This window comes from Paramesorhizobium salinisoli (genome assembly GCF_003335045.1).
In the GTDB taxonomy this organism is placed as follows: domain Bacteria; phylum Pseudomonadota; class Alphaproteobacteria; order Rhizobiales; family Rhizobiaceae; genus Paramesorhizobium; species Paramesorhizobium salinisoli.
This window is the reverse complement of the sequence record NZ_QOZG01000006.1, coordinates 1-26,597: the sequence shown is the minus strand read 5'-3', so window position 1 is coordinate 26,597 and position 26,597 is coordinate 1. Positions and strand designations below refer to the sequence as shown.

The 26,597-nt window shown below is 59.8% G+C and carries 26 protein-coding genes; 7 read left to right on the top strand and 19 right to left on the bottom strand.

Features of this window, described 5'->3' with window-relative positions; translation table 11 throughout:
* Window positions 1–967: 967 nt before the first annotated feature.
* The 3 genes from DUT91_RS14825 (at window position 968) to DUT91_RS14815 (ending at window position 3,046) form a co-directional block, all read left to right on the top strand.
* The gene (locus tag DUT91_RS14825; RefSeq protein ID WP_114441286.1) at window positions 968–2,059 is read left to right on the top strand and encodes an alkene reductase; all 1,092 of its coding nucleotides are present in this window, start codon (window positions 968–970) and stop codon (window positions 2,057–2,059) included.
* Window positions 2,060–2,088: 29 nt separating this feature from the next.
* Window positions 2,089–2,670, top strand: coding sequence for a TetR/AcrR family transcriptional regulator (locus DUT91_RS14820; RefSeq protein ID WP_114441284.1), 582 nt, complete (start codon window positions 2,089–2,091; stop codon window positions 2,668–2,670).
* 88 nt (window positions 2,671–2,758) lie between these two features.
* Window positions 2,759–3,046 (top strand): YciI family protein, encoded by a 288-nt coding sequence (locus tag DUT91_RS14815; RefSeq protein ID WP_114441282.1) that lies wholly within the window; start codon window positions 2,759–2,761, stop codon window positions 3,044–3,046.
* Window positions 3,047–3,368: 322 nt separating this feature from the next.
* Here DUT91_RS14815 and DUT91_RS14810 read toward each other — a convergent pair whose 3' ends face one another.
* Window positions 3,369–4,805: an MFS transporter gene (locus tag DUT91_RS14810; RefSeq protein ID WP_245419738.1), complete on the bottom strand. Its 1,437-nt coding sequence runs from the start codon at window positions 4,803–4,805 to the stop codon at window positions 3,369–3,371.
* Window positions 4,806–4,906: 101 nt separating this feature from the next.
* Here DUT91_RS14810 and DUT91_RS14805 point away from each other — a divergent pair, with 101 nt between their 5' ends.
* Window positions 4,907–5,491, top strand: coding sequence for a TetR/AcrR family transcriptional regulator (locus DUT91_RS14805; protein WP_114441279.1), 585 nt, complete (start codon window positions 4,907–4,909; stop codon window positions 5,489–5,491).
* 203 nt (window positions 5,492–5,694) lie between these two features.
* On the opposite strand, the gene DUT91_RS25825 is transcribed toward DUT91_RS14805, so the two are convergent.
* The 6 genes from DUT91_RS25825 to DUT91_RS27430 all read right to left on the bottom strand — a co-directional run bounded on the left by DUT91_RS25825 (window position 5,695) and on the right by DUT91_RS27430 (window position 10,031).
* Window positions 5,695–5,835 (bottom strand): hypothetical protein, encoded by a 141-nt coding sequence (locus tag DUT91_RS25825; RefSeq protein ID WP_160113657.1) that lies wholly within the window; start codon window positions 5,833–5,835, stop codon window positions 5,695–5,697.
* A gap of 88 nt (window positions 5,836–5,923) precedes the next feature.
* Window positions 5,924–6,559, bottom strand: coding sequence for a LysE family translocator (locus DUT91_RS14800; protein WP_114441277.1), 636 nt, complete (start codon window positions 6,557–6,559; stop codon window positions 5,924–5,926).
* A 107-nt stretch (window positions 6,560–6,666) separates the two neighbouring features.
* Complete coding sequence (locus tag DUT91_RS14795) at window positions 6,667–7,632, bottom strand: DUF3991 and toprim domain-containing protein (RefSeq protein ID WP_114441596.1); 966 nt, start codon at window positions 7,630–7,632, stop codon at window positions 6,667–6,669.
* 211 nt (window positions 7,633–7,843) lie between these two features.
* Window positions 7,844–8,026, bottom strand: coding sequence for a hypothetical protein (locus DUT91_RS14790; protein WP_114441276.1), 183 nt, complete (start codon window positions 8,024–8,026; stop codon window positions 7,844–7,846).
* Between the two features lie 897 nt (window positions 8,027–8,923).
* The gene (locus DUT91_RS14780; protein WP_114441272.1) at window positions 8,924–9,685 is read right to left on the bottom strand and encodes a class I SAM-dependent methyltransferase; all 762 of its coding nucleotides are present in this window, start codon (window positions 9,683–9,685) and stop codon (window positions 8,924–8,926) included.
* 163 nt (window positions 9,686–9,848) lie between these two features.
* On the bottom strand, window positions 9,849–10,031 hold the full coding sequence (locus tag DUT91_RS27430) for a dihydrofolate reductase family protein (protein WP_114441270.1): 183 nt from the start codon (window positions 10,029–10,031) through the stop codon (window positions 9,849–9,851).
* A gap of 129 nt (window positions 10,032–10,160) precedes the next feature.
* Here DUT91_RS27430 and DUT91_RS14770 point away from each other — a divergent pair, with 129 nt between their 5' ends.
* Window positions 10,161–10,481 (top strand): helix-turn-helix domain-containing protein, encoded by a 321-nt coding sequence (locus DUT91_RS14770; RefSeq protein ID WP_114441268.1) that lies wholly within the window; start codon window positions 10,161–10,163, stop codon window positions 10,479–10,481.
* A gap of 418 nt (window positions 10,482–10,899) precedes the next feature.
* On the opposite strand, the gene DUT91_RS14765 is transcribed toward DUT91_RS14770, so the two are convergent.
* Window positions 10,900–11,613, bottom strand: coding sequence for a DUF6065 family protein (locus DUT91_RS14765; RefSeq protein WP_114441595.1), 714 nt, complete (start codon window positions 11,611–11,613; stop codon window positions 10,900–10,902).
* 151 nt (window positions 11,614–11,764) lie between these two features.
* Here DUT91_RS14765 and DUT91_RS25820 point away from each other — a divergent pair, with 151 nt between their 5' ends.
* Entirely contained in the window at window positions 11,765–12,028 is a 264-nt protein-coding gene (locus tag DUT91_RS25820; RefSeq protein WP_160113656.1) for a hypothetical protein, read from the top strand.
* A gap of 392 nt (window positions 12,029–12,420) precedes the next feature.
* Here DUT91_RS25820 and DUT91_RS14755 read toward each other — a convergent pair whose 3' ends face one another.
* From DUT91_RS14755 to DUT91_RS14745, 3 genes are all read right to left on the bottom strand, one after another.
* Window positions 12,421–13,095 carry a response regulator transcription factor gene (locus DUT91_RS14755; RefSeq protein WP_114441267.1) on the bottom strand — a complete coding sequence of 225 codons (675 nt, stop codon included), beginning with the start codon at window positions 13,093–13,095 and terminating at the stop codon, window positions 12,421–12,423.
* A gap of 67 nt (window positions 13,096–13,162) precedes the next feature.
* Entirely contained in the window at window positions 13,163–14,824 is a 1,662-nt protein-coding gene (locus DUT91_RS14750) for a sensor histidine kinase (RefSeq protein WP_245419737.1), read from the bottom strand.
* A 268-nt stretch (window positions 14,825–15,092) separates the two neighbouring features.
* Window positions 15,093–15,326: an antitoxin MazE-like protein gene (locus DUT91_RS14745; RefSeq protein WP_114441265.1), complete on the bottom strand. Its 234-nt coding sequence runs from the start codon at window positions 15,324–15,326 to the stop codon at window positions 15,093–15,095.
* Window positions 15,327–15,382: 56 nt separating this feature from the next.
* Here DUT91_RS14745 and DUT91_RS25815 point away from each other — a divergent pair, with 56 nt between their 5' ends.
* Window positions 15,383–15,556: a hypothetical protein gene (locus DUT91_RS25815; RefSeq protein WP_160113655.1), complete on the top strand. Its 174-nt coding sequence runs from the start codon at window positions 15,383–15,385 to the stop codon at window positions 15,554–15,556.
* A gap of 44 nt (window positions 15,557–15,600) precedes the next feature.
* Here the strand turns inward: DUT91_RS25815 and DUT91_RS14740 are convergent, their stop codons facing one another.
* The 8 genes from DUT91_RS14740 to DUT91_RS14700 all read right to left on the bottom strand — a co-directional run.
* Window positions 15,601–16,653 (bottom strand): ABC transporter ATP-binding protein, encoded by a 1,053-nt coding sequence (locus DUT91_RS14740; RefSeq protein ID WP_114441264.1) that lies wholly within the window; start codon window positions 16,651–16,653, stop codon window positions 15,601–15,603.
* Window positions 16,654–16,748: 95 nt separating this feature from the next.
* Entirely contained in the window at window positions 16,749–17,591 is an 843-nt protein-coding gene (locus tag DUT91_RS14735) for a carbohydrate ABC transporter permease (RefSeq protein ID WP_114441262.1), read from the bottom strand.
* The gene (locus DUT91_RS14730; RefSeq protein WP_114441260.1) at window positions 17,581–18,513 is read right to left on the bottom strand and encodes a carbohydrate ABC transporter permease; all 933 of its coding nucleotides are present in this window, start codon (window positions 18,511–18,513) and stop codon (window positions 17,581–17,583) included. Before DUT91_RS14730 ends, DUT91_RS14735 begins: the two co-directional genes overlap by 11 nt.
* Before the next feature lie 13 nt (window positions 18,514–18,526).
* Window positions 18,527–19,798 carry an ABC transporter substrate-binding protein gene (locus tag DUT91_RS14725; protein WP_114441258.1) on the bottom strand — a complete coding sequence of 424 codons (1,272 nt, stop codon included), beginning with the start codon at window positions 19,796–19,798 and terminating at the stop codon, window positions 18,527–18,529.
* A gap of 89 nt (window positions 19,799–19,887) precedes the next feature.
* Entirely contained in the window at window positions 19,888–21,489 is a 1,602-nt protein-coding gene (locus tag DUT91_RS14720; RefSeq protein ID WP_114441593.1) for an FAD-dependent oxidoreductase, read from the bottom strand.
* Between the two features lie 29 nt (window positions 21,490–21,518).
* The gene (locus DUT91_RS14715) at window positions 21,519–22,550 is read right to left on the bottom strand and encodes a LacI family DNA-binding transcriptional regulator (protein ID WP_114441257.1); all 1,032 of its coding nucleotides are present in this window, start codon (window positions 22,548–22,550) and stop codon (window positions 21,519–21,521) included.
* A 312-nt stretch (window positions 22,551–22,862) separates the two neighbouring features.
* Window positions 22,863–23,639: a CDP-diacylglycerol diphosphatase gene (locus DUT91_RS14710; protein ID WP_114441255.1), complete on the bottom strand. Its 777-nt coding sequence runs from the start codon at window positions 23,637–23,639 to the stop codon at window positions 22,863–22,865.
* 643 nt (window positions 23,640–24,282) lie between these two features.
* Window positions 24,283–26,597: autotransporter family protein (locus DUT91_RS14700; RefSeq protein WP_114441253.1), on the bottom strand; the 2,315-nt coding region annotated here is incomplete at its 5' end.

The window sequence follows — 26,597 nt, the reverse complement described above, 5'->3', positions numbered from 1 at the left end:
GGGAGGGCCGGCAGGAGCCGGCTCTCGACAGATCTCCGGAAGGAAGAACCGCCGTGAACATCCGCTGCGCCTTCGAAACCCCTGCGCCGGTTCCGGTTTGTATCAGCCTCGATATCCGCTCGCCCGCACCAGCAGCCACCGTCATCGAGAGCCGGACGCTTGTCCACCGACAGTCTCCACCGGGCATCCATCACGCTGCTTGGCGGGTCTGATACCCACACGGCTCGCGAAATACGGCAATTGCCCGGTATTGGCGGGCGAGTTCCCGGGAAAGCGCGGCGATCTCCGGCTGACGCTCGGCCGTGATGGCGGCGAGGTACAAACGGTGCAGCGGATGTGGGCACCCACGTCAAGGACCGCATCCTTACAGCGCAATCTGATCAGCTCTGATACCCGCAATCCCGTCTGAAAGGCAAGCAACAGCAAGGCGTGATCATGCCGCCCCACCCACGTCGTTGACCAAGCCCGCTAGCAGCACCGCTATCTCCCCTGCGTCTCTTTCGCGACCAGAATCGCGCCGGCCTGCCGGTCGATGTCATCAAGTTTGATCCCCGATGACCGCGAGCGTGCATGCCAAGCCATCAACGGCAACACGGCGAGTTCGCGTGCGCCTCGCCGCGGATTGGTTCCCAACGATGCCGGCACAGCCTCCAATTCATCAGGCGACAGATACCGTGAAAAGCTGACGCCCCCGGGGCTGGTGCGCCCTGGGCACGCAGAGCGAAAGGTTTGTGATGGTGAGTCCCTCGGCCAATACTGGAATAAACTATGAAGGTCCGTGTATAACGTTTTGTCGCGACATGGGGTCTTGCGTGTGGTGACATACCCCATGAACGCTACGACATCATGCGCGCTCAGCGCTGTCCCTGGCACATTTCAGCGCGGAAGAATTAGGTGGCTTGACAGATTAGGACAGTTGACCTACTCATTGCATTAGGACAGTTGACCTAACTCAAGGGAGGAATTTATGGCCGTAGATCTCTTCAGCGCCTTTCAGCTTAACGACTTGATGCTTTCCAGCCGCATGGTCATGGCGCCGATGACGCGCAACCGTGCCGATGGCAGCGGCAACGTGACGCCAACGATGGTTACGCACTACGAGCAGCGTGCCACTGCTGGACTGATCATCTCCGAGTCCACTCCTGTTTCTGCACAAGCCGTCGGCTATCCCTACACTCCTGGCCTTTTTGCCGATACGCATGTGACCAGTTGGCTCCGACTGACCAACGCGGTGCACTCCTCCGGTGGCCGCATTTTCGTGCAGCTGCAGCACTGCGGTCGGATTTCGCATCCAAGCCTCCAGCCAGGAGACGCCATCCCAGTCGCGCCATCACCGATTCGTCCATCCGGCAAGGCAGTCACATACGTCGGGATGCAGGATTTTGTGACGCCGCGCGCACTTACGGTCGAGGAAATTCCAGGCCTCGTCACTCAGTTTCGACATGCTGCCGAGTTAGCTAAGCGTGCGGGATTCGATGGAATCGAGATTCACGGAGCAAACGGATACCTGATCGACCAGTTCCTGCGCGATGGCAGCAACCGGCGAGGTGACGCGTATGGCGGCAGTGTCGGCAATCGAATGCGACTGCTGAATGAGATCCTCGACGCCGTCAATGAGGTTTGGCCCGCAGGAAGGATTGGTGTGCGTCTGACTCCAGAAAACAGCTTCAACGCCATGGTGGATTCCGACCCGCAAGCCCATTTCGAGTACATCATCCGGGAGCTTAGCACTCGAGGCCTTGCGTACATCCACGTGCTTCAGGGGGACATGTCAAAAAAAACGTCCGCAGTTGACTATCGTGCTCTGCGGTCGTGTTTCGCTGGCACATACATCGCGAACAACGGCTATGACGTGGAGCATGCGAAACAGGCAATTGCAAGCGGCGATGCCGATCTCGTGGCATTCGGCCTCCCCTTCCTCGCCAACCCTGACCTCGTGCGGCGTTACCGGCAGGGATTGCCTCTGAATATAGCTGATCCAACGACTTTCTATGGTGGGGACGACGCCGGATACACTGACTATCCGTTTTTCACGGGCGGAGAGGCCTCCGCTGCCTAAGCATTCGAAGACCAATAGGAGGCACTACGATGGCAAATCGGGCGACACGCGAGGAAATTGTCGGCGTAGCGGACGATCTGTTCTACCGCAGGGGATTTGAGCACACATCCTTTGCAGACATCGCCGAGCTCGTGAAGATATCACGCGGCAATTTCTATCACCATTTCAAGACGAAGGACGACATTCTCGAAGCGGTAATCCAGAAGCGCCTGGCTGATCGCAATGCGATGCTGGAGCGATGGGAGATAGAGGGCAAGACACCGGTAGAGCGGATCTCCAGCTTTATCGATATCCTGATCATGAATGGGGATAAGATTAAACTGTATGGATGCCCGATCGGAACCTTAACGAGCGAGCTCGCGAAGCTAAACCATGCAGCGCGGGCAGATGCTGGCGGATTGTTCATGCTGTTCCGGACGTGGCTCCGCCGGCAGTTCGTAGCACTCGGCCGAGAAGCAGATGCGGATGCGCTCGCCATGCATCTTCTCTCCCGAAGTCAGGGTGTCGCGACCCTGTTCAATGCCTTCCAGGATCAAGACTTCGTTCAGTGCGAGGTTGATCAGATGAAGGACTGGTTGAAGGATATCGCGGCCGAGGGCTTCAAAAATTGATCGGGGATAAACTGCCTTAAACAAATCCCGTCGACGCGCCATAGCGCGGCGAAGCCTTTCTCATTCCATCACAGCAACGGGACAGTTCATGTTTATCGTAATTCTCAGATTTTCGAACAACAAGGCGCAGGCCGCCCAATTCCTCGAGGGCCACAATGCTTGGATCAAAAGAGGCTTCGACAGTGGGACTTTTCTTCTTGTAGGCAGCCTCCAACTAAACGCGGGCGGGACACTCCTCGCCCACAATGTTGATAGGAAAAGCCTTGAGGCGTTGATTGAGGAGGATCCTTTCGTGGCAGAGGGTGTGGTGAGCGCCGAGGTCCATGAAGTAACACCCGGCCGTGTTGATGAACGACTTATTTTCCTGAAAGGGTAATCGATAAGCGGAACTGTCCCAGGTCATGACGGGCGGCCGCGCGGCCGCACCGAAGTTTCTTCATTACCGTGACGCGGAGTAGGGCTTTCCGGTCTCAGACGATTTTCGTCTTTTCGAAAAGCTCTGCCTCGCACCCGCCCGCCGCTCCGCACCCGAGCCTCCATTTTTTTCCAATGGGGATGCCGTGCTGGTGGCCAGAAACTACTGAGCACAGGCCGGGCTAAACCTGGCCGATATCGAAACCGACAGGCATTCGGCGGCGCGGCACCGCACCGGCAAGATGCTGCCACCCAATCCTTGCCGTGGACGCGGCATCCGGGCTTCAGGAAACCCGCCTATGCGAACATAGTGCGACGACGATGCTGAGGAGAATGCCGGCGACGGCAAACCAGAAGGCGCGTTGCATGCCCTCCGTGATGGCTTGCTGCAGAGCCTCGCCAGTCAGCCCGTGGAGATGCCGGTTGGCGATCGCGTTCAGTACGGCGAGACCTATGGCATTACCCACGTTCAGTGTGGTGGAGGCCATGCCCGACGCGACCCCCTGCTCGTCATGGTGGACGCCGGAAGAAGCGGCGATCCACATGCCCGTCCATACGACACCCTGCCCGATACCCGAGATAATCAGGCCCGGCGCGATGGCCGCGTAGCTGGCGTCGATGGTGGCGCCGGGGATCATTAACGCCGTGCCGATCGCACCGACGATCATCCCGCCTATAAGAGTGGAACGGATCGAAAGGCGCGTGGCGAGACGCTCGCCTATCTGTGTGCCTGCGGCGATGGCGAGGGAGGGGATGAGAAAGGCGAAACCTGTCTCGATGGCCGTGAAGCCCTGCACGTTCTGGAACAGTACCGTCAGGAAATAGGGCAGCGTGCCGAACGTCGCCATATAGAGAAAGGTGATCGCCATGCCGACGACGAGGCTTCGATTGCCAAAGAGCCGCAGCGGCATCAGCGGATCGGAACTCCGCGCCTCGATGAGAATGAAGGCGGCGAGGAACGCTGCGGCAAGCGCGAGGCTCCAGACGATGACGGATGCATCCCAGCCATATTCCGGCCCCTGCACCAAAGTGAATACCAGGAGGGTTGTCCCGGCAGTCGCCGTGAGCGCGCCGGCGAGATCGAAGCTTCGGTGCTCGTTGCGTTTGGGATCGCGCGGAATGACGAAGAAGGCAGCCACTATACCGATACCCGCCAGGAGCACATTGACGTAGAAGACCGACGGCCAGCCAAAAGCGCCCGTGAGAAAGCCGCCTGCAAGCGAGCCGATCGTGAGACCGCTGGCGCCGGCGCCGCCCCATACGGCAAGCGCCCGGTTGCGTTCCGGCCCCTCCGTGAAGAGCCTGTTGACCAGCGAGAGTGTCGCCGGAAAAAGAAAAGCGCCGCCAATTCCCTGAACCGCTCGCGCCACGATGATCATTTCCGGGCTCCAGGCAAGCCCGCCGACCAGCGAAGACAGCGCGTAGAGCCATAGGGCGAGGACGAACATGCGCCGTTGACCGATAAGATCCGCCGCCCGCCCGCCAAACAGCAGGAAACCTCCGGTAAAGACGGTGTAGACGCTGACCACCCACTGAAGCGTCTGTTCCGAAAAGCCCAGCCCTGCCCCGATTTCAGGAAGCGCGACGAAGACGATGTTCAGATCAAGCGCGATGATGAGCTGGGCGAAGGCAAGCAGCGCCAGCGTCGCTCCCCGCCTGGCTCCCAGTCCACCTGTTGTCGATGGCGCGCCAAGGGGCGTCGATTTTTCCGATGCACTCATGTCCATTCCTCCTATAAGTTATTGAGTAATCGCTCAAGAATTCAGGCTTGCAATTCGATGTCAAGTGAATTATTTATCGATCATTCAACAATGAGGATCCGATGGCGCGACCGCGGGAATTCGATCGTGATCAAGCGCTTCTCAAGGCGCGCGACGCCTTTTGGGAGCGCGGCTATGAAGGCACGTCGATCGCCGACCTGGTGGGGACGCTAGGGCTTGCGCCGGCCCGCATCTATGCCGCCTTTGGCTCAAAGGAGGGTCTGTTTCGCGAAGCGGTGGCCCTTTACGAGGCGCGGGAAGGCGGCTTCGTCGCTCGGGCACTGAAGGAGGAAACCACGGCATACGGGGCGATCGAGCGAATGCTGCGCGAAGCGGTCGAGACTTATACCCGGCCCGGGCGGCCGCGCGGCTGCCTGGTGGTTTCGGCGGTGGCGAGTTGTTCCGCGGACAACGAGCGTATCCGCGATTGGCTCGCCGAGCGCCGTCTCATGCAGACCGATGCTATCATCGCGCGTCTGGAAAGAGCGGTTCGCGAAGGAGAACTGGAGCCTGAAACGGATGCGCTGGCCTTGGGAGATGCCCTGGCAGCGCTCCTGAATGGTCTTTCCGTTCTGGCGCGTGACGGCGTGCCACGGGCGCGCCTCTTTGCGCTGTGTGGCCTGACCACCCGAGCTCTATTTGTATAGCGACGGGAGGCGTGTGGTCCGCCACTGACACAGAATAAGAAATGCGGTTCAGAAAACCGCCAGCCGTGATCGCAAGAAGCATGGGTTTTCCGGACAGGTTCGGCGTCAGCAGCAGTGAGACTCGGACCAGCAGCAGCCTCACGCCGGCAGACCCGCAAGTCGGCGCGGCAATCGTAACCTTAATTGCTGGTGCGGATTTCGGGTTACGCTCCAGCATGGCCTGTTCGGACAGGACTGAGCCGTTCCTGCTCATCACCATCGTTCGTACGCTGCTCGCAATAACCCTGCAGCGCCTCGCTATCCTGCATCGTCGGCGCGCGGTTCACGGCGATCAAAGCGGGCATGGGTCAATCATTCGCTCTACCCTGGAGACTGAATCCGCGCCAATCCCGACCTTTTCAACAGGATCGGCGGGAGCGTCCTTCGGGGTTCCTACGCACCCGTCCGCCGATAAAATGCGAGGGAGCCAGCGAGCGTAAGCAACACACCTCCGCAGATGCGATCCAGCCAGAGCGCTCCGGACCTCCGCAACACCCTAACCGCCTGCGAGCCAAGCAGCGCATATCCGAACATCACCATGAAGTCCATGCTGGCGAAGACAAGGGCAAGCACCGCATATTGTTGGAGCTGGGGTGCCGCAGGATCGATAAATTGAGGCAGGAAGGCCGAGAAGAATAGATAGCCCTTGGGATTTGTCACCGCGACCAAAAAGCTCTTGAGAAACAGCGATCGGGTCGATCCCGCTCCGCTTTTGCTCGCCGACTGGAGCGTCCCGTCAAGTGTTCCCCTGGAGCGCAAGAGTAGGATGCCGAGCAAGGCGAGATAGCAGATACCGACCCATTTGACGACATTGAACCAGAACTCTGAGGCGGCGAGCAGCGCGCCTAGTCCAAACGCGACCGCTCCGATCAAAACGAAATCGGACATCACCGCGCCGATCATGCCGAAACAGGCACGTCGCACGCCGAACCGCGAGCCGTTCGTCAAGGCGAGCAGCACGGTGGGGCCGGGCGTTGCAATGCCTATGAACGCCACAAGTGCGAAGGCGAGAACTGTCATTTCAGCCATATGGTCTCCTCCTCCCAAGGAGCGACGGGTTGCGTCTGTCTATTTGGTCTTCGCACAATGAGATTTTTGCCGCAACGGGGGTCCGCCGGCTTGAGCCGGGCGCAGCTTTACCCTTGACGCGGCGGGCGGGCATGCGAAAGCCGGGTTTCCTCTTCCCTCTTTCTGCCCTTTGCCTGGTTCTTCGCCCTTGCCTTCAGCTCGGCGTTCCAGTCGTCCTCCTGCGGTCGGAGCCGTTCGAAGCCGCAGCCAGCCTCGTCGGCGATTGCTTCAAGGCGATCCGCGTAAGCGTGGCCCTGTGCGTTGTTGTCCGTGGCTGCGACCAGCAGCACATCTTCTCGCGCCGCCAGCAATCGTATCGCCGCATTGGTGGCGTGAGCCCATCCTCCGCCGGTACTGACATAAAGGCTGTCGCGCCGCGCACCCTCCAGCACCGCGAGGCTCATGGCATCGATCGCCGCCTCGGTGACGCAGAGGCGGAGCGGATCGCAACGACCGAACCGGAATAGGTTCTTCGCACCGCCGGTCGAGAAACCCCGCCATTCCGGGCCACGCTCCTCCCAGCCGGTCACCATCCCCGCTCCATCCCGGTGGGCGGCCCACATGCTGCCGCAAGGCCCCTCCCGTAGCAGGTCGTGACGGATGGCGGCGCGGACCACGGCTTCCGGCAGATGACGCTCATTGCGCAGGTAGCGCCAGGTCGTCGAACCCGGCCACGGGTTGCGGCGGGCGCTCCAGCGTTCAGCCACACCGCGATCCGGATCGCGCTGCCGGGCCTGCCTCTTCCAGACCGGCTGGCGCGGCTCATAGCCGACCAGCCGGCCGACCCGCATCTTCGCCTCCGGGAAGCCGACCCCATACAGATGGGTCATCAGCGAAAACACATCTCCCTTCGCGTCGGACAGCGGATCGAACCAGCCTTTCCCCCCATGGATGACGATGACGATCTTGTCACCATGCCGGTACTTGACCGCCCGGCGCGTGCTTTCCTTCAGGTCGATCGCATAACCGGCCTCATCCAGCGCAGCCGCGCAGAACACCCTGTTTCGTAATTCATTGCGTTCGTCTTGTTCCATTTCCGTCCTTCGTGCGCGCAAGCGCCCGCCTTCCTTCAGCTTTTCTTTTCCCGCACCTTGGGGGACAGCTTTCCGGACGCCGCGAAGAGCAAAGGGGGCAAGGGCGCGGCCGGCAGATGAGATTTTCACCTTGCGCCGCAGGCCGGCCGCGGCGCAGCTTCCCTTGCCGCCTGCTGCTCGCAAGCGGCACCTCCTCAAGGAGAAAGCCGGCTCAACGAGCCGGCCCGTATTCAAAGGGATCGTATTCGGCGAGGGTCTCGACTTCGCCGTCGTCAAGTTCGGCGCTCGGCAGGACGCCGAATTGGCCGCCGGAGCGGAACAGCGTGACCGGCACCATGAGGGTGCGGGCGAGCTGGAAGGCGTGGTTCTGGGCGAGGGAAAGATCTTGCGACATCTGAGGGCTCCATCCTGGGAGCGGGCCAATTCCCGCTCGATGGCTCCGTCAGTGTCCGCCCCCGGTCGCGATCACCGTGAAGGCTTCAGCCGAGCGGCCGCAGCTTGCTAGCGGACCCCCCGTGGGTTGATCGTGGAAGATCCGGGGACGGACCAGGAAGCCATCACTGGAGAGCGGGATTGGATTGCCTCCCGAGGAGAGCCCCGTGCAAGCTGATCTTGCGAGCCCATGGGCCTGGACAAGCCGCAGCGCTGGCCAAGGGATCGCGCTTTTCAAGTGGCGGCCCTGCCGTGCGCCCAGACGTCCGGGTTTGCTCCTCGAGCCATTCCATGAGCCTCTCCACATCGCCCCCCAAGGGCTCTCCTTTGTGATATCGGGCCGAGCAGCGAGCCATGTATCGGCGTCGGCGCCACCATTCACCCTACATCCAGAGAAGCGGTCATTGATCTGATGGTCTTGGCCGGCCTGTTGACCTGAACCTATGACAGGCGGGAAGTTACTTCGGCCCCCGCGCTGTTCGCAAACAGGTGGTCAGAACCTTACATTGAAACCGTCGTTCCATTGAGCTGTAGCTGCCGGCAATATTGCTCAGGCTGGGGATCCAACGGTACCGCGCCGTGGAGCGTATCGGTCCAGTTGTATGAACCACCAGCGCCTATCCCAACCCAGATGGAGGATCTCCACTATGTGCCCGGACCGACACGGCCCCGCCGCGGATCTCGCCGAGTTTCCGCGGCAGACGGGATGACTTGGATTGGTGGAAAGCGAAAGGGCAGCTTTGAGGTGTATCAAACCGCAAAGCAGACCATAGCTCAACTGACGTGATGACCGGGTTCAGCCAAAGCGTGCCTCCTGGAATTGACCGGCGTAGCCAGCCGACGCTGCCGGTGTTCTCTGCTAAGGTTTTTGAGCCGTAACTATCCAGGCGCGCGAATCGAACAGTACGCCGTCCGACGTCATATGCGAATTCAGCAACGCACGGACTCGCTGAGGGACACCGTCAGTCTCGGTGCCCTTTGGGTCACCTTGCTCCATGAACAGGCTGGCCACGGCGTCATAGGCCGCGTCGACGCTCGCACCATAGAAGACGGGCTCATGCACTTCGGCAAACTCGACCGAAGCAAAACCGGCCTTTGTCAGAATGCCCGTCGTCACTGCGCGATCAGCGAGCGAGAACGCGGCAGCGCCGGACGACGCACTTCCCAAAGCCAGCGTGTTCGCAATGGCGGTGGCCCACTCGTTGCGGTCTGCGGCCTGCCAAACCATGAGCGCAAGGCGCGCTCCGGGGCGCATAGCCTGGCCAATATTGTCGAAGGCTGCGACGGGGTCGGCAAAGAACATCACACCGAAACGGCTGATGCAGACATCGAAATGCGCGGCAGGAAGCACTTTGGTCTGCGCGTCACCCAGCTCGAACCCGATATTGCGCAATCCTTCTTCCCTGCTGCGCCGGCGGGCGACCTGCAGCATCTCTTCCGAGACATCGACTCCGAGGACGCTTCCGTTGCGGGCGATGCGTGCGGCGTCTCGAGTGGACTGCCCCGCTCCGCAACCAACGTCGAGCACGCGGTCATGCGGGCCAATCTTGAAGGCAGAACGCAGGTGCTCATTGTGCCGATGCAGTTCGGTGTCATAGAAGTCAGCGCGATTGAAGGTCATACGGACATTCCGGGCAATGTTACTCTGGTCGGTGAGGAATGGCCTTCGCGTCGAGCGCCGTGCAAAATCGTGACCTTGGCGTCTGCCGTGCGCATGATCTAACTCCCTTTGTTCTGCGGAACATAGCGTAGGAACACCATGCCCGTGGCGGAACCTGTGTTCTTCAACAAGATCGAGATCCAGCCGCCCCTCGATAAATCTTGAACACTGGGTTGCCAGCGCCGATGACCACGGCAACATAATAGAGTGCGTATTCATCCACCAGCCCTGCTGTGATGAACTGCGCAACCAGCGTCGCACCGGCGACTGAGATATCTTTGGTCGATCCCGCCTTGAGCCGCCCGATTTCCTCCGGCCGAACCGCGCACGATCTGCTCGGAAATCGACAACCGGTAGACCAGCCGCTCGGGCATAGCGGACGAGCACCACATCATAAGCTTGCCCTTCGCTGCGAGCGAGATTGAGCAGTCGCTGCTTGACCGACGCGGCGATGTTGACTGGCGCCTTAGCGATTGGATGTGAAGGCTTCAAGATAGGGCCGCATGATGTTCCATGCATCGCGATAAGCGCGCATTATGTTCGCCAGCTCATTTCAGATGAGGGTACGAGTTTTTCTGATTATCTCACCGAGAAGAGACTTTCCTATGTTTATGACTGCCTGACGGATCCACGGCAGATTATGCGGCGCGTCGCCGATATTGCCTTCGATGTCGGCTTTATCGAACCATCGACATTTTATCGGCAGTTTCGGCTCCGGTACGGCATGACTCCGACAGATGTCCGGCAGGCGGCGTAGGGCCGCTTGGCTAAGATAACGATGTTCTGCGTCATGAACATTCTTCGCGGGTGGTAAGCATGCTGTCGCCTCGCGGCAGGCCCTTAGATGTTCGATGTAGCAAATCTGAATGCAAGGAAAGCGAATTAGCCTTCAAAATTTGCCACCCGGATGACGGTGCTGCTCTGCGCGTCAGTGCCAGTAGATCGAATACATAAAGCGCCGCGCGGCCACCCGGCAAAGCGCGTCGAGAAAACCGAGAGCAGACCGCCAGCCTCGGGCTAAGAAACTTCAAGGGAAGACATTCTGGTTCGCGCTGTCGTCGTGCCTTTAGGAGCGAGGTCGTACTCAGCGACACCACGGTCGCGCAGGGCCGTCGACCGCATCCGTTTACTCAGCAGCGGCCCGGAAATCCAAAATCGGCTCTCTACTGTTTGCCTCAACGCTTCGCGCGGGCGAACTTTCGATACCAGCCCGAGCCGGCGATGGTGTTGCGATAGATGCGCTCCCGCTCGCCTGCTTCTTGCGTTGTTTCAGCGCGCACCTCGCCTTCGATCGCGGCGTCGGCTCGACGAAACGGGAAGACCTGCACCAGCGGCGTGCCCTTCTCGATGATGTGCACGCCGTCAGGACCGATTGGAAAGAAAGGGAAGTGGATGTGCGCGGAATAGCTGTCGGTGTCGACGATACCGGCGACAGCCTCGAAGACGCCGTTCGGCCGGTTGAGCGGAGGCACGAACAGGCAACTCCACCCCGGCGCCGTTCGGATCGCCCAGTGATTGTGGAACTTGCAGGGCGGGCGCGGCGTACTCGGATGACCCGTGATCTGGTGCGGGCTGTGATTGCTGACCATCGTGCGGTCAAACTCCCAGCCGTAATCGACAGTCTCGCCGCCATCCTTGATCTCCAGCCGCACTTCCGCTGCGAGCGGCAGGATCCAGCCGGTGGAGAGCGCGTCCAAAAACGGCATACAGCGCTTGATCGTGACGCCGTTGTCACGCGCGCCGACATGTTCCAGGTCGATCGGCGCGATTTTCCGGAACCAGTCTGGAAGGGCGGATCTGGCCGGTCGCGGTTCGGCGATAACGCCGACATCGGAGGGCTGGCAAAGGAAGCTGATCTTGGGCGAGGGTCTGTTGAAGCGTGTCAGCATGACTGTCATCTGGAGTTGGGGACTGATCGTCGCAAAACCGGTTTGCTCACCGTGGTCGACGGTGCGACGAGGAGCCGGAGAGCCGGCGCCTCGTTTCCTGGCGGCTTTCTAGCGTTGGCGCAGGAGGTCGACCAGCGTCCGGGCCGATCGGTTGGAACCCGATTTCGACGATCTGTTCGAACCCCTATCCGACGAGCCGTTGGAATTGGCGTTCGACGAACTGTTCGAATTCGATGAACCGTTGGAGCTGGAATTCGACGAGCTGTTCGAACTCGAGTTCGACGAACTGTTCGAGCTCGAATTGGACGAACTGTTCGAGCTCGAGTTCGACGAGCCGTTTGAACTGGAATTCGACGACCCATTCGAACTCGAGTTCGAGGAGCTGTTGCCGGCGAACTGCAGCAACTTCTCCTGAGCCTGAACCGTTCCAGGTAGCGTCTTTGGCGCCGCCTGGTTCGCACCGACGATGCTTCTGATGCCGCCGATCTCGATCGTGTGCGGCTTGACGGCCGCTTGCGCGCCCCCGACCGCAGTTCCGGTCGCTGCGGCGATTGCAAGGGTAATCATGCGGCCGATTTTATGACTGGGTTTCATGATGCTTTCTCCGTTGATCGTCACACAGTGCAGTCGCTCCTGTACGACCACCGCAAAATAACGTAGAAATGCGGTAATAACCTCGGAATACGCCGTCTCTATCCAACTTTTAACGTGACTGTCGCCGCCCTCTTACTTTCAATCCTATCTTGTCAACCGGGCAACATAACCACAAACCAGTTTCAGCTCCCGGCGCCTGAATTCGCTTGCGCTTCAAGCCGATATGACGTAGCCGAAGCCGCGCACGGTCTTGATAAGCGGGTGTTCTTCCGCGCCGTCGATCTTGCGGCGGAGGTAGCGTATGTAGACATCCACGACCTTTGTTTCGGGATCAAAGCTCAGATTCCAGACATTGTTGAGCAACCGCGTGCGGCTGATGACAGCTCCGGGATGCAGCATCATGTAGTTTAGAAGCCTGAATTCCTTGGCCGTGAGACTGATTTCGCGCTCACCGCGTCGAACTTTCTTGGCGACGGGATCGAGCGTCAGGTCTCCGACCTTTAGCAGAGGATCTGATACCGCGCCGGGTCGGCGTCGAAGAAGAGCCTCGATGCGCGCGATCAGTTCGTCGAAAGCGAAGGGTTTGGTCAGATAGTCGTCGGCGCCTCCCTTCAGCCCTTCGACCTTGTCCTGCAGGCTGTCTTTTGCGGTTAACATCAAGACAAGATTCTTGCGCCGTTCGCTTTGTAGCATCCGACACACTTCGAGACCGTCAATCCCGGGAAGCAGGCGGTCAAGAACGATGAGTGCGTAGGAGATCTCCCGCACCATCGCCAGCGCATCCTCGCCACTATCGGCGACATCGACAAGGTAGCCCTCGGCTTCGAGCCCCCGCTTGATAAAACCCACGATGCGGTCGTCATCCTCGACCAGCAAAACTCTCGCCATTCAATCAATCCTTTAACCGGCCTTGTCACATATCCTGCAGATGCCTGCCCGACGACACAGATTGACTTTACTGCGCCCGGATTTTCGCAGGGGTGTTTATCCTGGAACCGATCGCGCTGACGTCGCCGGCCTCATGTGCGGACCTTGCTGGAGCGGCGCATGGGATGCGAACCACGACTTCTGTAAAAGACCCGACCTCGCTGGTGAGCGTGATCTCGCCCTGATGCTTTTCGACCAGCCACTTTGCGATCGCCAGTCCGAGGCCGCTGCCGGGCTGGCGCGACGTCTTCGGGCTTCGGCCACGGTAAAATCGCTCGAATACCTTTGGTATTTCCTCGGCCGGGATGCCCAATCCCTTATCGCGTATTATAATCTGCGCATGCCCATCCGAAACAGCCATGCTCAGGTTCACGGGCCGTCCGCGCGGCGAGTATTTTATGGCGTTGTCCAGAAGGATGACGAGGGCCTGCTTAAGCTGCTGCGCGTCGGCAGTAATCCAGATCGGATCTGTTCTGTAGTCTGCCTTGATCGCAATGGCATTGGCGCGTGCGAGGATTTCGCCGTCGTGAACCGCATCGGCGACGATGGTCACAAGGTCCGTCCGGCGAGGCTCGAAGCGGATCGTATCGGTTTCCGAGCGGGATAGAAAAACCAGATCGTCGACGAGCCGGCTCATCTCCAGGCTTTGCGTGACGATCCGCTCCAATGCATCGCGATAGACCGCCTCGGGCTTCGAACCATGGCGCAGAGGGATCTCCGCCTCCCCTCGAAGAGCGGTGAGCGGGGTGCGCAGTTCATGACTGATGTCGGCGAGGAACTGAACGCGTAGCCGATCAAGATCGGTCAGCCGCTGGTTCGCGGCGGCGAGTTCGGCCGTACGCGCGGTGACTTGCCTCTCGAGATCCGCTCGCGCGTCAAGCAGCCGTTTGCGCTGGTCCTCCTGGTTGGCTGCCATCGCGTTGAAGCGTCGCGCAAGCGCACCGAGTTCGTCGCGGCTGTCATAGCCGATCCGATGGTCGAGTTCACCCCGGCCGATCGCCTCGGCGCCTTGCGTCAGAAGGCCGATCGGGCGCATCAGCGATCGGGAGAGAAGGAAAGCAGCGACAAAGCAGAGGACCACGGCAGCGAGCGCAAGCCCGACTGTGACCCAGGTCAGGCGTCGCCACAACGCCTCGGCCTGCAGCTCCGCCCGCGCGACCTCTTCCGCTTCATCGCGCCTTGCGGCCTCCAATATGTTTTCAAACTCGGCGTCAAAACGGTTCTCGATCTCCCGACGAAAGGCGCGGATCGCATCCTCCTGCCGCCCCTGGTTGCGCAGCTCGATTGCCCTGGCGGTCGCCTTTGCTATTTCTGCGTAAAGCGCGCGCATCCGCGTGATGCGAAAGATTTCGTCGCCCGCGCTTTCTTGTTCGCTGCTGCGCCCCAGGAACTCAGCCTCGCCCAAAGTCAGCTTCTCAAGCACATCGAACCCCGCCTCGAGTTGAGCTCGCGCGCTGTCGTAGTCGGAACGCTCCGGTTCGCCGATCAACAGGAATTCGGCGATCTGCTCGGAATATCGGTTGGCGTTTACGGTAAGCGCCGTAACCGCTTCCAGTTGATCGTTGGCCCACTGAACGCGCTCCATGTAATAGGTCGTCGAGCGGACGGTGACGTAGACGATAGCCGCCATCATCAGGACCGACGCCACAACGATGAGCTGAAAGACGAGAATGCGAGACCTGATGCCCATCGGTGTCCATCGGTGTTGAGAGCCCGACGATCGGGCTCACGAAATGTGTTTTGCGCACGGGGCCGGGTAGTTGCCTCGTGCAATCGGCGGTCGGTCCCTCCGTTCGACGACTATGGCACGAAGGATAGGCGGGGTTCAGGTTAGAAATTGGTGAGAATCGCTTGCTGTGGGCTCATGGCGTCGTCTTACCCCGGAACAGGACGAAGGGGCGTCGGTTCAATCAACGCATTCCGCTTGCGCTATTCAGGCTTTTCCCAGCAGCGTTGTGTCAGGAGTTGCCGCAGCGCGCCCGCGACCGTCCAGATATCCCCCCGCCCCAATCGGAGACGGCATTGATGACCGCCTGATCGTCCGCCGCCTGCGCGCTTGCTGCAACCGCGAGCGACTGGCGGTGAGCCTCTGCCTTGAATGAGGAGCCCGCACGTCCGGCACCCCATCTCGATCGGGCGCGGTGCTCGCCCACCTTCACGCGCGCAGGCTTCGGCTTTGATGCAGAAACCATGTTTTTCTCCTTCGATCTTGGTTACCTTTAACCTATCACAGGCATGACCCATACCAATGATTTCTGTCGAAAGTGCCGCCGAAATCGCCACCCGCACCATCTCTGCCGCCCTTCCCTTCGTCGGAAGTAGAGCGCCATACGCTCCCACTCCCGCTTCCCTGCGATTTGTCGGGCCGGAGGCGGCGGTCAAGGACCTAAGCCGTTCGGCAGCTTTCTATGACCGTAGCTGAATGCTCCGTAACTTCGGTAAAAACCTGCACGTGAATAAGCACGCTCAGATCAGTCGCTGACCACCATTGTTCGAGAACAGATGGAGGCTCGCGAGATCGGGACGGACGCGTATGGTCGCGCCGGACAACAATGCCACCCGCTCGCGGAAGACACCTATCACTTGGGTTTCACCGAGCTTCATCGTCACCTGGGTCTCTGATCCCATCGGTTCCACCAGAACGATTTCAGCGGGCACGCCGCTGTCGTGAAGCGTGAAATGCTCTGGCCGGATGCCATAGACGGCCTTGCGTCCATGAAAGCCGTGCGCCGCCTCCGGTAGTGGCAGCACAATGCCGGGCGCTATGAAGCCTTCTGAGGTAATCGTGCCATCTAAGAAATTCATCGCCGGTGAACCGATGAAGCCCGCCACGAACCGGTTGGCCGGCTGGTCGTAGAGGTCGAGCGGCGCGCCGATCTGTTCGACCCGGCCGCCGTTCAGCACGACGATCTTGTCGGCCATGGTCATGGCTTCCACCTGATCGTGGGTGACGTATATGGTCGTGGTCTTGAGCTTCTGGTGCAGGGTCTTGATCTCGCCGCGCATGACGACGCGCAGTTTGGCGTCGAGGTTCGAAAGCGGCTCGTCGAACAGGAAAACCTGCGGATCGCGAACGATGGCGCGGCCCATGGCGACGCGCTGGCGCTGACCACCGGAAAGCTGGCGCGGGTAACGCTCAAGCAAGTGTGATAGTCCGAGAATATCCGCCGCCCAGTTCACCCGCTCGGCGATCTGCGCCTTGCTGGCGCCGCGATGTTCCAGCGAAAAGCCCATGTTCGTTCCAACCGTCATATGCGGATAAAGCGCATAGTTCTGGAAGACCATGGCGATGTCGCGATCCTTGGGGTCGAGGTCGTTGACCACCCGGCCGCCGATCCGGATGTCGCCGCCGGTGATGATTTCCAGCCCCGCAATCATTCTGAGCAGCGTGGACTTGCCACAGCCGGACGGGCCGACCAGCACGACGAATTCGCCATCGCTTATGTCGAGATCGACACCGTGGATGATGTCGACTGCGCCATAGCTCTTGCGGACCTTGGAAAGGGTAACTTCGGCCATCAGCCAGACTCCGATACATATTTTTTAGCCGCATGATCTTTTCCGAAAAATCTGCAACATTTTGCTGACGCTGATCTTCGGATCGGGATCATGCTTCAGCCCTTGAGGCCGGTATGTGCGAGCCCTTCGACGAAGTGCTTCTGCGCAATGATGAAGACCATGAGAACCGGGAGCGCCGTCAGCGTCGCGGCGGCGAGCTGGATGTTCCACATCGGCCCGCCATAGGCATCGGTATATTGCGTCAGCGCCTGAGGCAGCGTGAACTTGTCGGCGCTCGACAGAAACACGATCGGCTCGAGAAACAGGTTCCACGAATGCAGGAATGTGAAGATCGCCACCGATGCCAATGCCGGTTTGGCAAGCGGCAGCGCGATCTTGCGAAAGATCGTGAAGCGGCCAAGGCCATCGACGCGCGCAGCCTCTTCCAACTCCGTCGGCAGCGTGACGAAAAACTGCCGCATGATGAAGGTGGCGAAAACACTTGGGGCGCCGAAGATTGGCACCAGTATCAGCGGCCAGTGTGTGTTCACCATGCCGGCCTTCAGGAACATCTGGAACAGCGGCACGATCGTCACCTCCGCCGGAATGAGCAGGCCAAGCAGCACGATCATGAAGATGGTGTTGGCAAATGGAAAACGGATGCGGGCAAACGCATAGCCAGCCATGGACGAAACGATCATCGTTCCTATCGTCACCAGCGCGGCGATATAGGCGGAATTCCAGTATTGCCTCACAAAAGGCTGCAGTTCGAAGACCTTACGGTAAGTCGTCCAGTCATAGTTCTGCGGCACGAGATGCGGCGGGAAGGCGAAGATGTCGCTGATCGGTTTTACCGAGGAGGTCACCATCCACCATGTCGGGAACACGAAGGGAATGAGCAGCACGCACATCAGCCCGTAGAGAAACACCTGTCTGCGCGCAGAAAGCTCAGCTTTCATAGAAGACAATCCTCCTGCGCATCTGCCATTGGGCGAAGGTCAGCACGGCGACGATCACGAAAAGCAGGATCGACAGGGTCGAGCCGTAACCGAAGAAATGGAACTGGAAGGCCTGCTGGTAGAGGTAATAGACGAGCACCGTGGTCGAGAGGCCCGGCCCGCCCTGGGTGAGCACCGCGATCTGCGCGAAGACCTGCAGCGAGCCTACGATGGTGATGATCGAGGTCAGCAGGATGGTCGGGCTGATGAGCGGCAGCGTAATGCGGCGGAACTGCTTGAAGCGCGGCGCGCCGTCGATACGCGCGGCCTCATAAAGTTCATTCGGCACGCCCTGCAGGGCGGCCAAGAACAGGATCATGTTGAGCCCGACATTCTTGAAGGCCTGCACGACAATGACCGAGATCATCGCGGTTGTTTCCTCCCGCAGCCAGTTCGGCCCTTCAATGCCGAAAAGTTGCAGCATCCCGTTGATGCCGCCGTTCTTCTGCAGCAAAAAGCCCCAGACGATGGTCCAGGCGACGAGCGACACGACCACCGGCGAAAAGAACAATGTTCGAAAGACAGTGATGCCTGCGAGCTTCTGGTTCAGAAGGACCGCCAGCAGCAGCGCCAGCGACAGGTTGAAGATAACGAGCCCGGCGGAAAAAATGCCTGTCGCACCCAGCACTTCGAGGAGGTTGGTATCCTCGATCAGCATCCGGTAGTTCTGCACGCCCGTATAGGTGAAGGTGTTGGCGAGCACGTTCCACTCGTGCAGCGAATACCAGAACACGAGCCCGAGCGGGATCAGCACGAAGATTGTGATGCCGATCAGTTGCGGGGCGATGAAGAGGAAACCGGCGAGGCTGTCGCGCCGCGCAATCGTCCAGAACGGCGATATGGGACGGCTTTCTGAACTTGCGTTATTCTGCGCGACAGCCATTCTCAATATCCCTTTACCGCCTCAGGAGCGGGCCGATCTGGCCGCAAATCTTCTGGAGTGCGGCTGGAACGTCCGCTTCCGGACGCCACACTGCATCAAGATTGGAGCGCACAACCTGCTGGATCTGCGCAAAGCCTGTATGGCCCGGCATGACCTTGCCGGTCGCGATGCCTGCAATGACCACCTTTTCGATCTGTTCCTGGCTCAACAGCGGGTTGGTCTTCTTCAGCACTTCGGCATTGAGCAGCGACTTGCGAGCCGAAGGGAAAAACTGGCTGAGCTTGGCAGAATTTTCCGGGTTCGTCATATAGGCGACGAATTCGGCGGCCGTCCTGGCGTTCTTGCTCGCCTGCATTACGCCGATTCCTGCCTGGCCGATCAACGCATAGTCGCCCGCCGGTCCCTTCGGTAGCGGCACGAGATCCCAGGAGAACGGCTTGTCCTTGGGTAAAAGCGAGGCGCGGCTGATCTGGGTGATGGTCATCGCCGCGTTGCCGGCGAAGAAGTCGACGGTCTCGCCGGGGGCGGGTATCGCCTTCTTGGCGAAGATGGCATCATGGATGAACGACACCGCATCCGCCATCGGCTTGTCAGTCATGGTGCAGGTTTGGCCGTCCTCGCTCCAGGGTGAGGCACCCCAGCCGTTCCAGACGGATGTCAGGTACTGCCAGTTCTGGTAGTTGAAGTCGCGGACGACAAGACCGCCCTTTCCGGTCTGGCCGACGGTCGAAGCCGTGGCGATGGCGTTTTCCCAGGTCCATTGGCCGGCGGCGATCAGCTCGGATGGTGTCTTGGCGCCCGCAGCCTTGATGATGTCGTTGTTGACGAATATCGCAAAGGGCGAAGTCGAGAACGGGTAGGCATAGAGCGTGCCTGCCTGCGACCAGCGTTCGGTGGCGCCGGCACTGACATCCTCTAGATTATAGCCCGGTGTCGCCTTCAGCGTGTCGGTGAGGGGGTAAAGAGCACCGGACTTGACGAAATCATAGGCCGATGTCTCGAATATCCAGGCCATATCAGGCGCATTGCCGCCGGCGAGCTGGGTCGTCAGCGCGGTCGTGTAGGTATCGAAAGGCAGCGACTCATAGGTGATGGTGACGTTCGGATGATCCTTCCTGAAGCTCGCGGCTATCTCGTTGAAGAGCTTCAGATGCGCCTCATTGGCGCTCCAGATGGTCATGCGCAGATTGACGGCATCCTGCGCACTGGCAATGCCGCTCCAGCCGAGCGGCAGGGCGATCGCCATGGTGGCCACCGCCGATTTCCATGTCCTGTGATAAGTCATTCCCGTTCTTCCTCCAAAGATGGGTTTAATCTGCTTGTTTTCCGCCAAGTTCTGATGGAAAGCCGCTCCACGCTTTTCCTGGACTTTCTCTAATAAGCCGTGATGTCGGGCCAGCGGATTTCAATGCCTTCACGGCCAAGCTCCCTCTGGAAATCGTGGAGATGCTCATCGTTGGCCTGTACCTGGTGGGGTTTCAGCCCCTTGTCGAGGCAATAGACCGCGAGCATGCCCGCCACTTCGCCGACATTCCATTCGACCGGATGCAGGCGGTAGCAGCCATTGGTGATGTGAGTGGTGCCGATATTCTTGCCGGCCGGAATGAGGTTCTTCATGCGCTCTGGCAGCAACGCGCCGAGCGGGATTTCGAACGGGCAGGACGGCACGTCGATATATTTGTCGCCGCCGGTCGAGGGATGCAGGTCGATGCGGTACATGCCGATGCCGACGCTGTCGCGATAGTTCACCGCCCCCTTCTCTGCGCGAACGGCATGGGAAAGATCCTGCTCGACGATACGCGTGACCGATTTGATGCGGCGGCTTTCGCGAATATAGGGCGCCATGGCGAGGCCATGTTCGGTGCCGGTGATGTCGCCACGCAGGCGCAGCCCGCGATAGCCCTGCCCGCCATCAACGCGCGGCGCCTCCGTCTGCAGCCAGTAGAAAACGGAATAGGACAGATCAGCGGCCGCTTTAAGGTGCTTTGCCTTCTCCGCGTCGGAGACGTCGATGATCGTGCCGTCCAAATAATCGATCATCGGCCAGTTCACGAGACAGATATCGGATTCATAAAAACCGGGCACGAAGTTGCGGTGCGCCGCAATGCGTCGGAACAGCCAGAGATTTTCGTCGCCGCCACCCTTGCGCTGGTCTGCATCGACAAGCAGCGGATCGTCATCGACATTCGGGGTAAAAGAGCGGGTCGTGAAGGCGAGCGTGCGCGGGTGTGGCGCGGTAAAGCCGAGCAGCGGCCCGCCCCAGAAATGCGGCTGGTATTTGCGCCAATAGTCGTAGTTATCCGGCTTGTCGATGGTCTGGTCGCCTTCGATATGATCGATGGCAAAGCAGATCGACACGGCCTGGACATTGTCCGGCTGCGCCTCGAAAGGTGCGCTCGGCTCGCCGGTATCCGACTGCGCCTCGAAGCCCGTCACATATTCCGCGCCGGTCATCGGCAGGAGGTCACCGAGTTCGGTCGCGTCGAGAACATAGGCGGCGGAAATGGTGACTTCCCCGCCCGTGTCGCGATGGCGAACCGTCACGGTACGAACCGTGTCGCCATCCACCTCAGCCGCTACGGGGCGGTAGGGCTGCAATATCTTCAGCTTTCCAGCGCCGCGATAAGGCATCAGCATGGCTTCCATGACCGCAAGGCTGACGCGCGGTTCGGCACAGATGCGGCTGACCCAGCCGGCGCCGGGATTGAGATCATCCCAGCCACGCGCACCCTCGGTCAGCGGATAGTTGTCGCGGTAATATTGCCGGATGCCGTTGCGGAGTTTTCTATAGGAGCGGGTAATGCCGAACTGCTCGACCCAGCTATGTTCGTCGGAGGGCACGGCCTGGCTGGTCAACTGGCCGCCAATCCAGTCGAATTCCTCGGTCATGATGACGCTGCGACCCGCACGCGCCGCGCCGAGTGCCGCCGCCACGCCGCCGAGACCGCCGCCCACCACCAGAATATCTGCTCGCATCTCTTTTGCCGGCATGTTTTTCACTTGTCTCAAATCCGTTTCTTTGCGAGGCCGAGGGTCTCGCCCTCGACCAATTCACAGGTCAGAAGAATTTGTTCGATGGGCGCCGCACCCTCGATGCGGCGCACCAGCATAGCGGTTGCCTGCCGGCCCATTTCCTCGCGAGGAATCTCGTAGGAGGTGAACTGCACATGGCTGCGTTCGGCGCGGATATGACTGCCAAGCACGACCATCGAGAAATCCTGGGGCACGGAGAGCCCCCGATCGCGTGCGAGCGCCTCGACACGCACCGCATCGGCCCGTTCGACGAAGAAGACCGCTGTCGCGCCGCTTGCGCTTATGGCGTCAAGCGTTTCTCCCGCCGGCCGGTTCGATGTTTCGACATGGAGGGCGAGCTCGATGCCGTTCCCAAGCGCTCCTGCAAATCCATTCCAACGGTCGGCGATCGATTCCGCGGGCCCTGAAGGGCCGATATAGGCGAGCCGTTCATGGCCGAGCGCCCTTGCGTTTTCGACCAGGGTCCGCGTGCCGCTGGAATAATCGCCGCCGACATAGGGGACGGGCCCACCGGCGTCCTCGCGCCGGCCGATAGCCACGAACGGATAGTCGCCGGAAACCAGCCGCTCGAGTTCGAACCGGTCGAATTCACGCCCTAAGACCAGGCATCCGTCGGCGATCCTGAGCCGGTTGCCGTCGGCGAAAATCTTGCGTTCCTTGCCAACACCGGCACCGGTCAAAAGCAGAAGGTCGTAATTTCGCGCCTCCGCCTCCTCCTCGATGCCAAGCAGGAAAGGCGTAAAGAAATCCGCCTGCTCGCTCGGGAAAGCCGGCTCGTAGGTGAAAACGCCGAGAATGCGATTGAGGCCCTTGGCCATGCGCCGGGCAATAGGATCGGCAACATAACCGGTAGTGTCGATGATATGCTGGACCCGCTCACGGGTTTCCTGGGGAATGCGCGCCAAGATGGCCGGAGCACCGTTCAGCACGAGCGAGACGGTCGCTTGGCTGACGCCGGCCAGCTTCGCTATATCATGCTGAGTCAAGCGCTTAGGACCTGCCACGCAACATCCTCCCGACCTCCCGATATTTGCTAATACGCATTAGCAGCTAATACGTATTAACAGCATGACGCCGGTTGCTGTCAAGACGGAAAATGAAGCAGATCGAGTGTGTACAAGGCATCGAACTGACGGCGACTCGCACTGCGCCCTCCTGCGATTCGACGTCTCTCATGCCATGATCCTCATCGCCATGGGCGGTAATCTGCTCCGAAGAACCGCCCATTCGTAAATTTCAGGCGTCGGATCCAAAATTTGAACAGACCCAGCATCAGTTCAAAAAATGCAGATTTCATCGGAATGGCAACCACAGGATTATTCTGCTGATGCGGCACCCTTATTTGCCAGTTCGCAACTGTAATCCTGGATCTCACCAGCAGATCCGAAGGCAAGCTGGACGGGGTTAAAACGATTTGCCAGCAATACCATACCACCATCTTTCGAGGCAGCTACCGCCAACCCGTAATTCCCTATCTCGTCTTCCTGGCCGCTCGCATAGATATTCAACAGTTTGAAGGGATCCTCTTTTGTCAAATCGCCACTTTTGAGCCGAACCGCCAAATACTCATGTCCATTAATCTTCGATTTCAAGGGGGCCCAGGCAGAACGGATGTTTGGCTCTTCCGTTTCGAGCGTGCGGTAAACGTCGGGACGCAGGCAAGCTAGATGAATATGGAGCTGATTTTGCGAGCGGCTATGCTCCGAATTTACTGCCAGTGCCAGATAGGCGTCGTCTATCGGTTTGCCGAGTTCTGCCGATAGCCGTGATCTTTCATTCCAAGCGAGCGCAAAGAAAGGCGGCACATCATTCTTTTCAAGCTCCGGAGACTCGATGCCTGTCACGTGGTAAGTGGGCATTACTAGATCATGAAGAGGCCCTTTGGCATCCTTGAACAGCACATATTTCTGCGTCAGATCCACTTTCAGGCAGGGGGCTGGATTCTGGCTCTTCTCCTGATCTGGCACGCATTTCTGGCTGACGATTTCCCAAAGCGCGTTGGGATTCCCCCTGCTGGAAAAATAGTAATAGATGACAATCAGCAGAACGATTGCTGTGAATATTGCAAGTAATATTGTAAATAAATTTTTCATACTACATAACCTCTTTATAAAAATAACTGAATTTGTCTAATTTCACAAATATTGATGGATACATCCGGAAGCAAACGATCGGCGAGAACAGGATCCCCAAGCAAAGCAGCAATAAGACTATGGTATCGCACGCACCGCAGTTTGGCTTGAAAGCTCCTGGGGGCTGCTGACCGCTCAATCCGTTTTTTGCTCCATACTTCAGCACCCTAGTACATTGCGATGGTTATGCTAGCCAACTTACAGATCTACACGTGTTGATATAAAAAATATTTCTATTAATGGTATATGATATTGCAATGCTACAGATGACTGAAGATGCATGACAGAATATATCGTGTCACTCGCGTTAGATCTGCATCAAAAGAATGATTGATATTAAGCTCTTATCCAGGTTTCTGCGGAAGCGACCGCCCCAGCCATGCGAAAGTGCGTTCGATCACCTAGCGTCTCGGCAGGACAACCGAGCATCTGGATGCGAATGCAACAGACGACATGGCGTCAGGAGTTCCTCGCGTTGATGCTACGCGTCGACCATCCTCAATCGTGCCCGCTTTCAGCCACTTGTGGATCAGACGTATCAGCGGCGGTCGCCAATTCGATGCGACAGGAGACAAAGTGCCAATTCCGAGGCGGGCGATGCGTCTCACCATTTCATGCGGAATCCGGCGGTGCCGTTGACGCTATAGCTGTCGCCGAGGTCCTTCATGCTGGTGTTCACTGACACCTCGCCATAGAGCGCGTAGCGGTCATTGGCCCAATTGTAGGTGCCACCGAGACCGACGTCGCCCCACAGTCGCTCATTGGCACTGACGAAGGACGTGCCAGAGACGTTGGCCCGCGTGCCATCGAGGAACTCGTAATAGAGATTGGCGATGCCGTAGACGCTGGTGCGCACGATCTGCTCTGAGCCATCAAGCCAGGCATTGCGATAGTCGGCGGCGAGGCCCACACGACCCAAGAGGCTCTCGGCATCGTCCAGCGTTACATGCGCCCCGAAGCGATCATTGAAATCGGCAGACACCGACGCGTAGGAAAGCTGCGATTGCGGCGTCAGTGACCAGCCGCCGCCCAGCGCGACGCGCTTGCCACCTTCGACGCTGAAGGCATGGGCGAAGCCCTCGTCGTCCTTCGCCACCTCCCCTGCGACGATATCCGACGTGAGCTTACTGTCGAACCACGTCACCTGCGCCTGGCCATCGACGTAGAAGCCTTCGTGGCCGTACCAGGTCAGTGTACCACCGAAGCTGTAGCCATCGACAGCGATCTTGCCGTTGCCCCACACCGACCGGGCCCGTGCCGACACGTTGCCATATTGCCCATTGACGCCGGCAATCAGGCGTCCGCTGTCGTTCTCCAGCAGCAGGCCGTCGAGCCCGCTCTGCAGCGCAACCTGGTCGGCCTCATAGCGTGAGCCTGCGGTCGTCGTCGGGTTGAACTTGCCGTGGCGGCCTTCGATGCGGGTCCATAGCAGTGGCTGGTTGTCTGGCGCCACATCGCGTGCGGAGGCCGACGCGCCGAGGCTGACGTAGGATGCGGCGGCGGCCGTATGCGCGGCCATCATCGCATCGTCCCCGCCCCAGTAGCGATTGCCGACACGCTGCTGCATCGTCGGCAACCGAGCCAAGTCGAGCAGCACCTGTCCATAGATCTCATAGAGGGGGACACCGGGCTGATAGAGCGGCCCTGGCGGAATCGGCGACGGCGGATTCGGCGGCGGATTGGTCAGTGACGAGCGCAGATACCAGTCACCATCGCCGGGCGTGCTGACGCCATCCTGCTGCAAGACGTAGGCATAGGCGCCGCCCACCACTGCCTGCTCGCCGTCCAAAACAAAGTCGCCCTGGAGCGTGAAGAGGCCGGTGGACGCACCAGGGTTGCCGACATCGACCACTTTGATGCCTTCGGTGGTCCGCGCGCCGGTGCCGCCGACATTGTTGACCTGCAACCTGCTCGATCCCGACGTCGTGTTCGCGAATAAGCGGTCGGTCGGCGAGGCGTCGCCGTGCAGCGCGGTGTTGACGACGAGTGTGCCCCCGTTGCCGGAATAATTGCCGGTCACCGCCAAGGCCGTGCCTGGCGCGCCGTTGAGCCGCACCAGACCAGCATTGTTTAAGGATACCAGCGTCTGGTCGAAGCTGTTGAGGTCGAGCGTGCCACCTGCCAGCACCGAATGCGCAGAGGCAGCACTGAACACGTTCGCACCACCCGCCCGCAGCGTGCCCGCCGAGATTTCCGTTCCGCCGGCATAGGTGTTCTCGCCGGTCAGGACCGTCACGCCGCTGCCGATCTGGTGCACCGCGCCCGTGCCGGAGATCTTTCCGGCGAAGGTCAGCGTGCCGGAACGGTTGAAGGTCAGCGTGCCGTCATTGAGCACATCGCCCACGATGGAGCCGGCTGTGCCGCCGTCACCCAGCTGCAGCGTCCCCGCCGAGATTTCCGTTCCGCCGGCATAGGTGTTCTCGCCGGTCAGGACGGTCACGCCGCTGCCGATCTGGTGCACCGCGCCCGTGCCGAAGATCTTTCCGGCGAAGGTCAGCGTGCCGGAACGGTTGAAGGTCAGTGTGCCGTCATTGAGCACATCGCCCACGATGGAGCCGGCCGTGCCGCCGTCACCCAGCTGCAGCGTCCCCGCCGAGATTTCCGTTCCGCCGGCATAGGTGTTCTCGCCGGTCAGGACCGTCACGCCGCTGCCGATCTGGTGCACCGCGCCCGTGCCGGAGATCTTTCCGGCGAAGGTCAGCGTGCCGGAACGGTTGAAGGTCAGTGTGCCGTCATTGAGCACATCGCCCACGATGGAGCCGGCCGTGCCGCCGTCACCCAGTTGCAGCGTCCCCGCCGAGATTTCCGTTCCGCCGGCATAGGTGTTCTCGCCGGTCAGGACCGTCACGCCGCTGCCGATCTGGTGCACCGCGCCCGTGCCGGAGATCTTTCCGGCGAAGGTCAGCGTGCCGGAACGGT

Coding starts and splice junctions, on each gene's coding strand:
- DUT91_RS14825 (WP_114441286.1), top strand. CDS start 968: ATGGCCGTAGATCTCTTCAGCGCCTTTCAGCTTAACGACTTGATGCTT.
- DUT91_RS14820 (WP_114441284.1), top strand. CDS start 2,089: ATGGCAAATCGGGCGACACGCGAGGAAATTGTCGGCGTAGCGGACGAT.
- DUT91_RS14815 (WP_114441282.1), top strand. CDS start 2,759: ATGTTTATCGTAATTCTCAGATTTTCGAACAACAAGGCGCAGGCCGCC.
- DUT91_RS14810 (WP_245419738.1), bottom strand. CDS start 4,805: ATGAGTGCATCGGAAAAATCGACGCCCCTTGGCGCGCCATCGACAACA.
- DUT91_RS14805 (WP_114441279.1), top strand. CDS start 4,907: ATGGCGCGACCGCGGGAATTCGATCGTGATCAAGCGCTTCTCAAGGCG.
- DUT91_RS25825 (WP_160113657.1), bottom strand. CDS start 5,835: ATGCCCGCTTTGATCGCCGTGAACCGCGCGCCGACGATGCAGGATAGC.
- DUT91_RS14800 (WP_114441277.1), bottom strand. CDS start 6,559: ATGGCTGAAATGACAGTTCTCGCCTTCGCACTTGTGGCGTTCATAGGC.
- DUT91_RS14795 (WP_114441596.1), bottom strand. CDS start 7,632: ATGGAACAAGACGAACGCAATGAATTACGAAACAGGGTGTTCTGCGCG.
- DUT91_RS14790 (WP_114441276.1), bottom strand. CDS start 8,026: ATGTCGCAAGATCTTTCCCTCGCCCAGAACCACGCCTTCCAGCTCGCC.
- DUT91_RS14780 (WP_114441272.1), bottom strand. CDS start 9,685: ATGACCTTCAATCGCGCTGACTTCTATGACACCGAACTGCATCGGCAC.
- DUT91_RS14765 (WP_114441595.1), bottom strand. CDS start 11,613: ATGCTGACACGCTTCAACAGACCCTCGCCCAAGATCAGCTTCCTTTGC.
- DUT91_RS14755 (WP_114441267.1), bottom strand. CDS start 13,095: ATGGCGAGAGTTTTGCTGGTCGAGGATGACGACCGCATCGTGGGTTTT.
- DUT91_RS14750 (WP_245419737.1), bottom strand. CDS start 14,824: ATGGGCATCAGGTCTCGCATTCTCGTCTTTCAGCTCATCGTTGTGGCG.
- DUT91_RS14745 (WP_114441265.1), bottom strand. CDS start 15,326: ATGGTTTCTGCATCAAAGCCGAAGCCTGCGCGCGTGAAGGTGGGCGAG.
- DUT91_RS25815 (WP_160113655.1), top strand. CDS start 15,383: ATGATTTCTGTCGAAAGTGCCGCCGAAATCGCCACCCGCACCATCTCT.
- DUT91_RS14740 (WP_114441264.1), bottom strand. CDS start 16,653: ATGGCCGAAGTTACCCTTTCCAAGGTCCGCAAGAGCTATGGCGCAGTC.
- DUT91_RS14735 (WP_114441262.1), bottom strand. CDS start 17,591: ATGAAAGCTGAGCTTTCTGCGCGCAGACAGGTGTTTCTCTACGGGCTG.
- DUT91_RS14730 (WP_114441260.1), bottom strand. CDS start 18,513: ATGGCTGTCGCGCAGAATAACGCAAGTTCAGAAAGCCGTCCCATATCG.
- DUT91_RS14725 (WP_114441258.1), bottom strand. CDS start 19,798: ATGACTTATCACAGGACATGGAAATCGGCGGTGGCCACCATGGCGATC.
- DUT91_RS14720 (WP_114441593.1), bottom strand. CDS start 21,489: ATGCGAGCAGATATTCTGGTGGTGGGCGGCGGTCTCGGCGGCGTGGCG.
- DUT91_RS14710 (WP_114441255.1), bottom strand. CDS start 23,639: ATGAAAAATTTATTTACAATATTACTTGCAATATTCACAGCAATCGTT.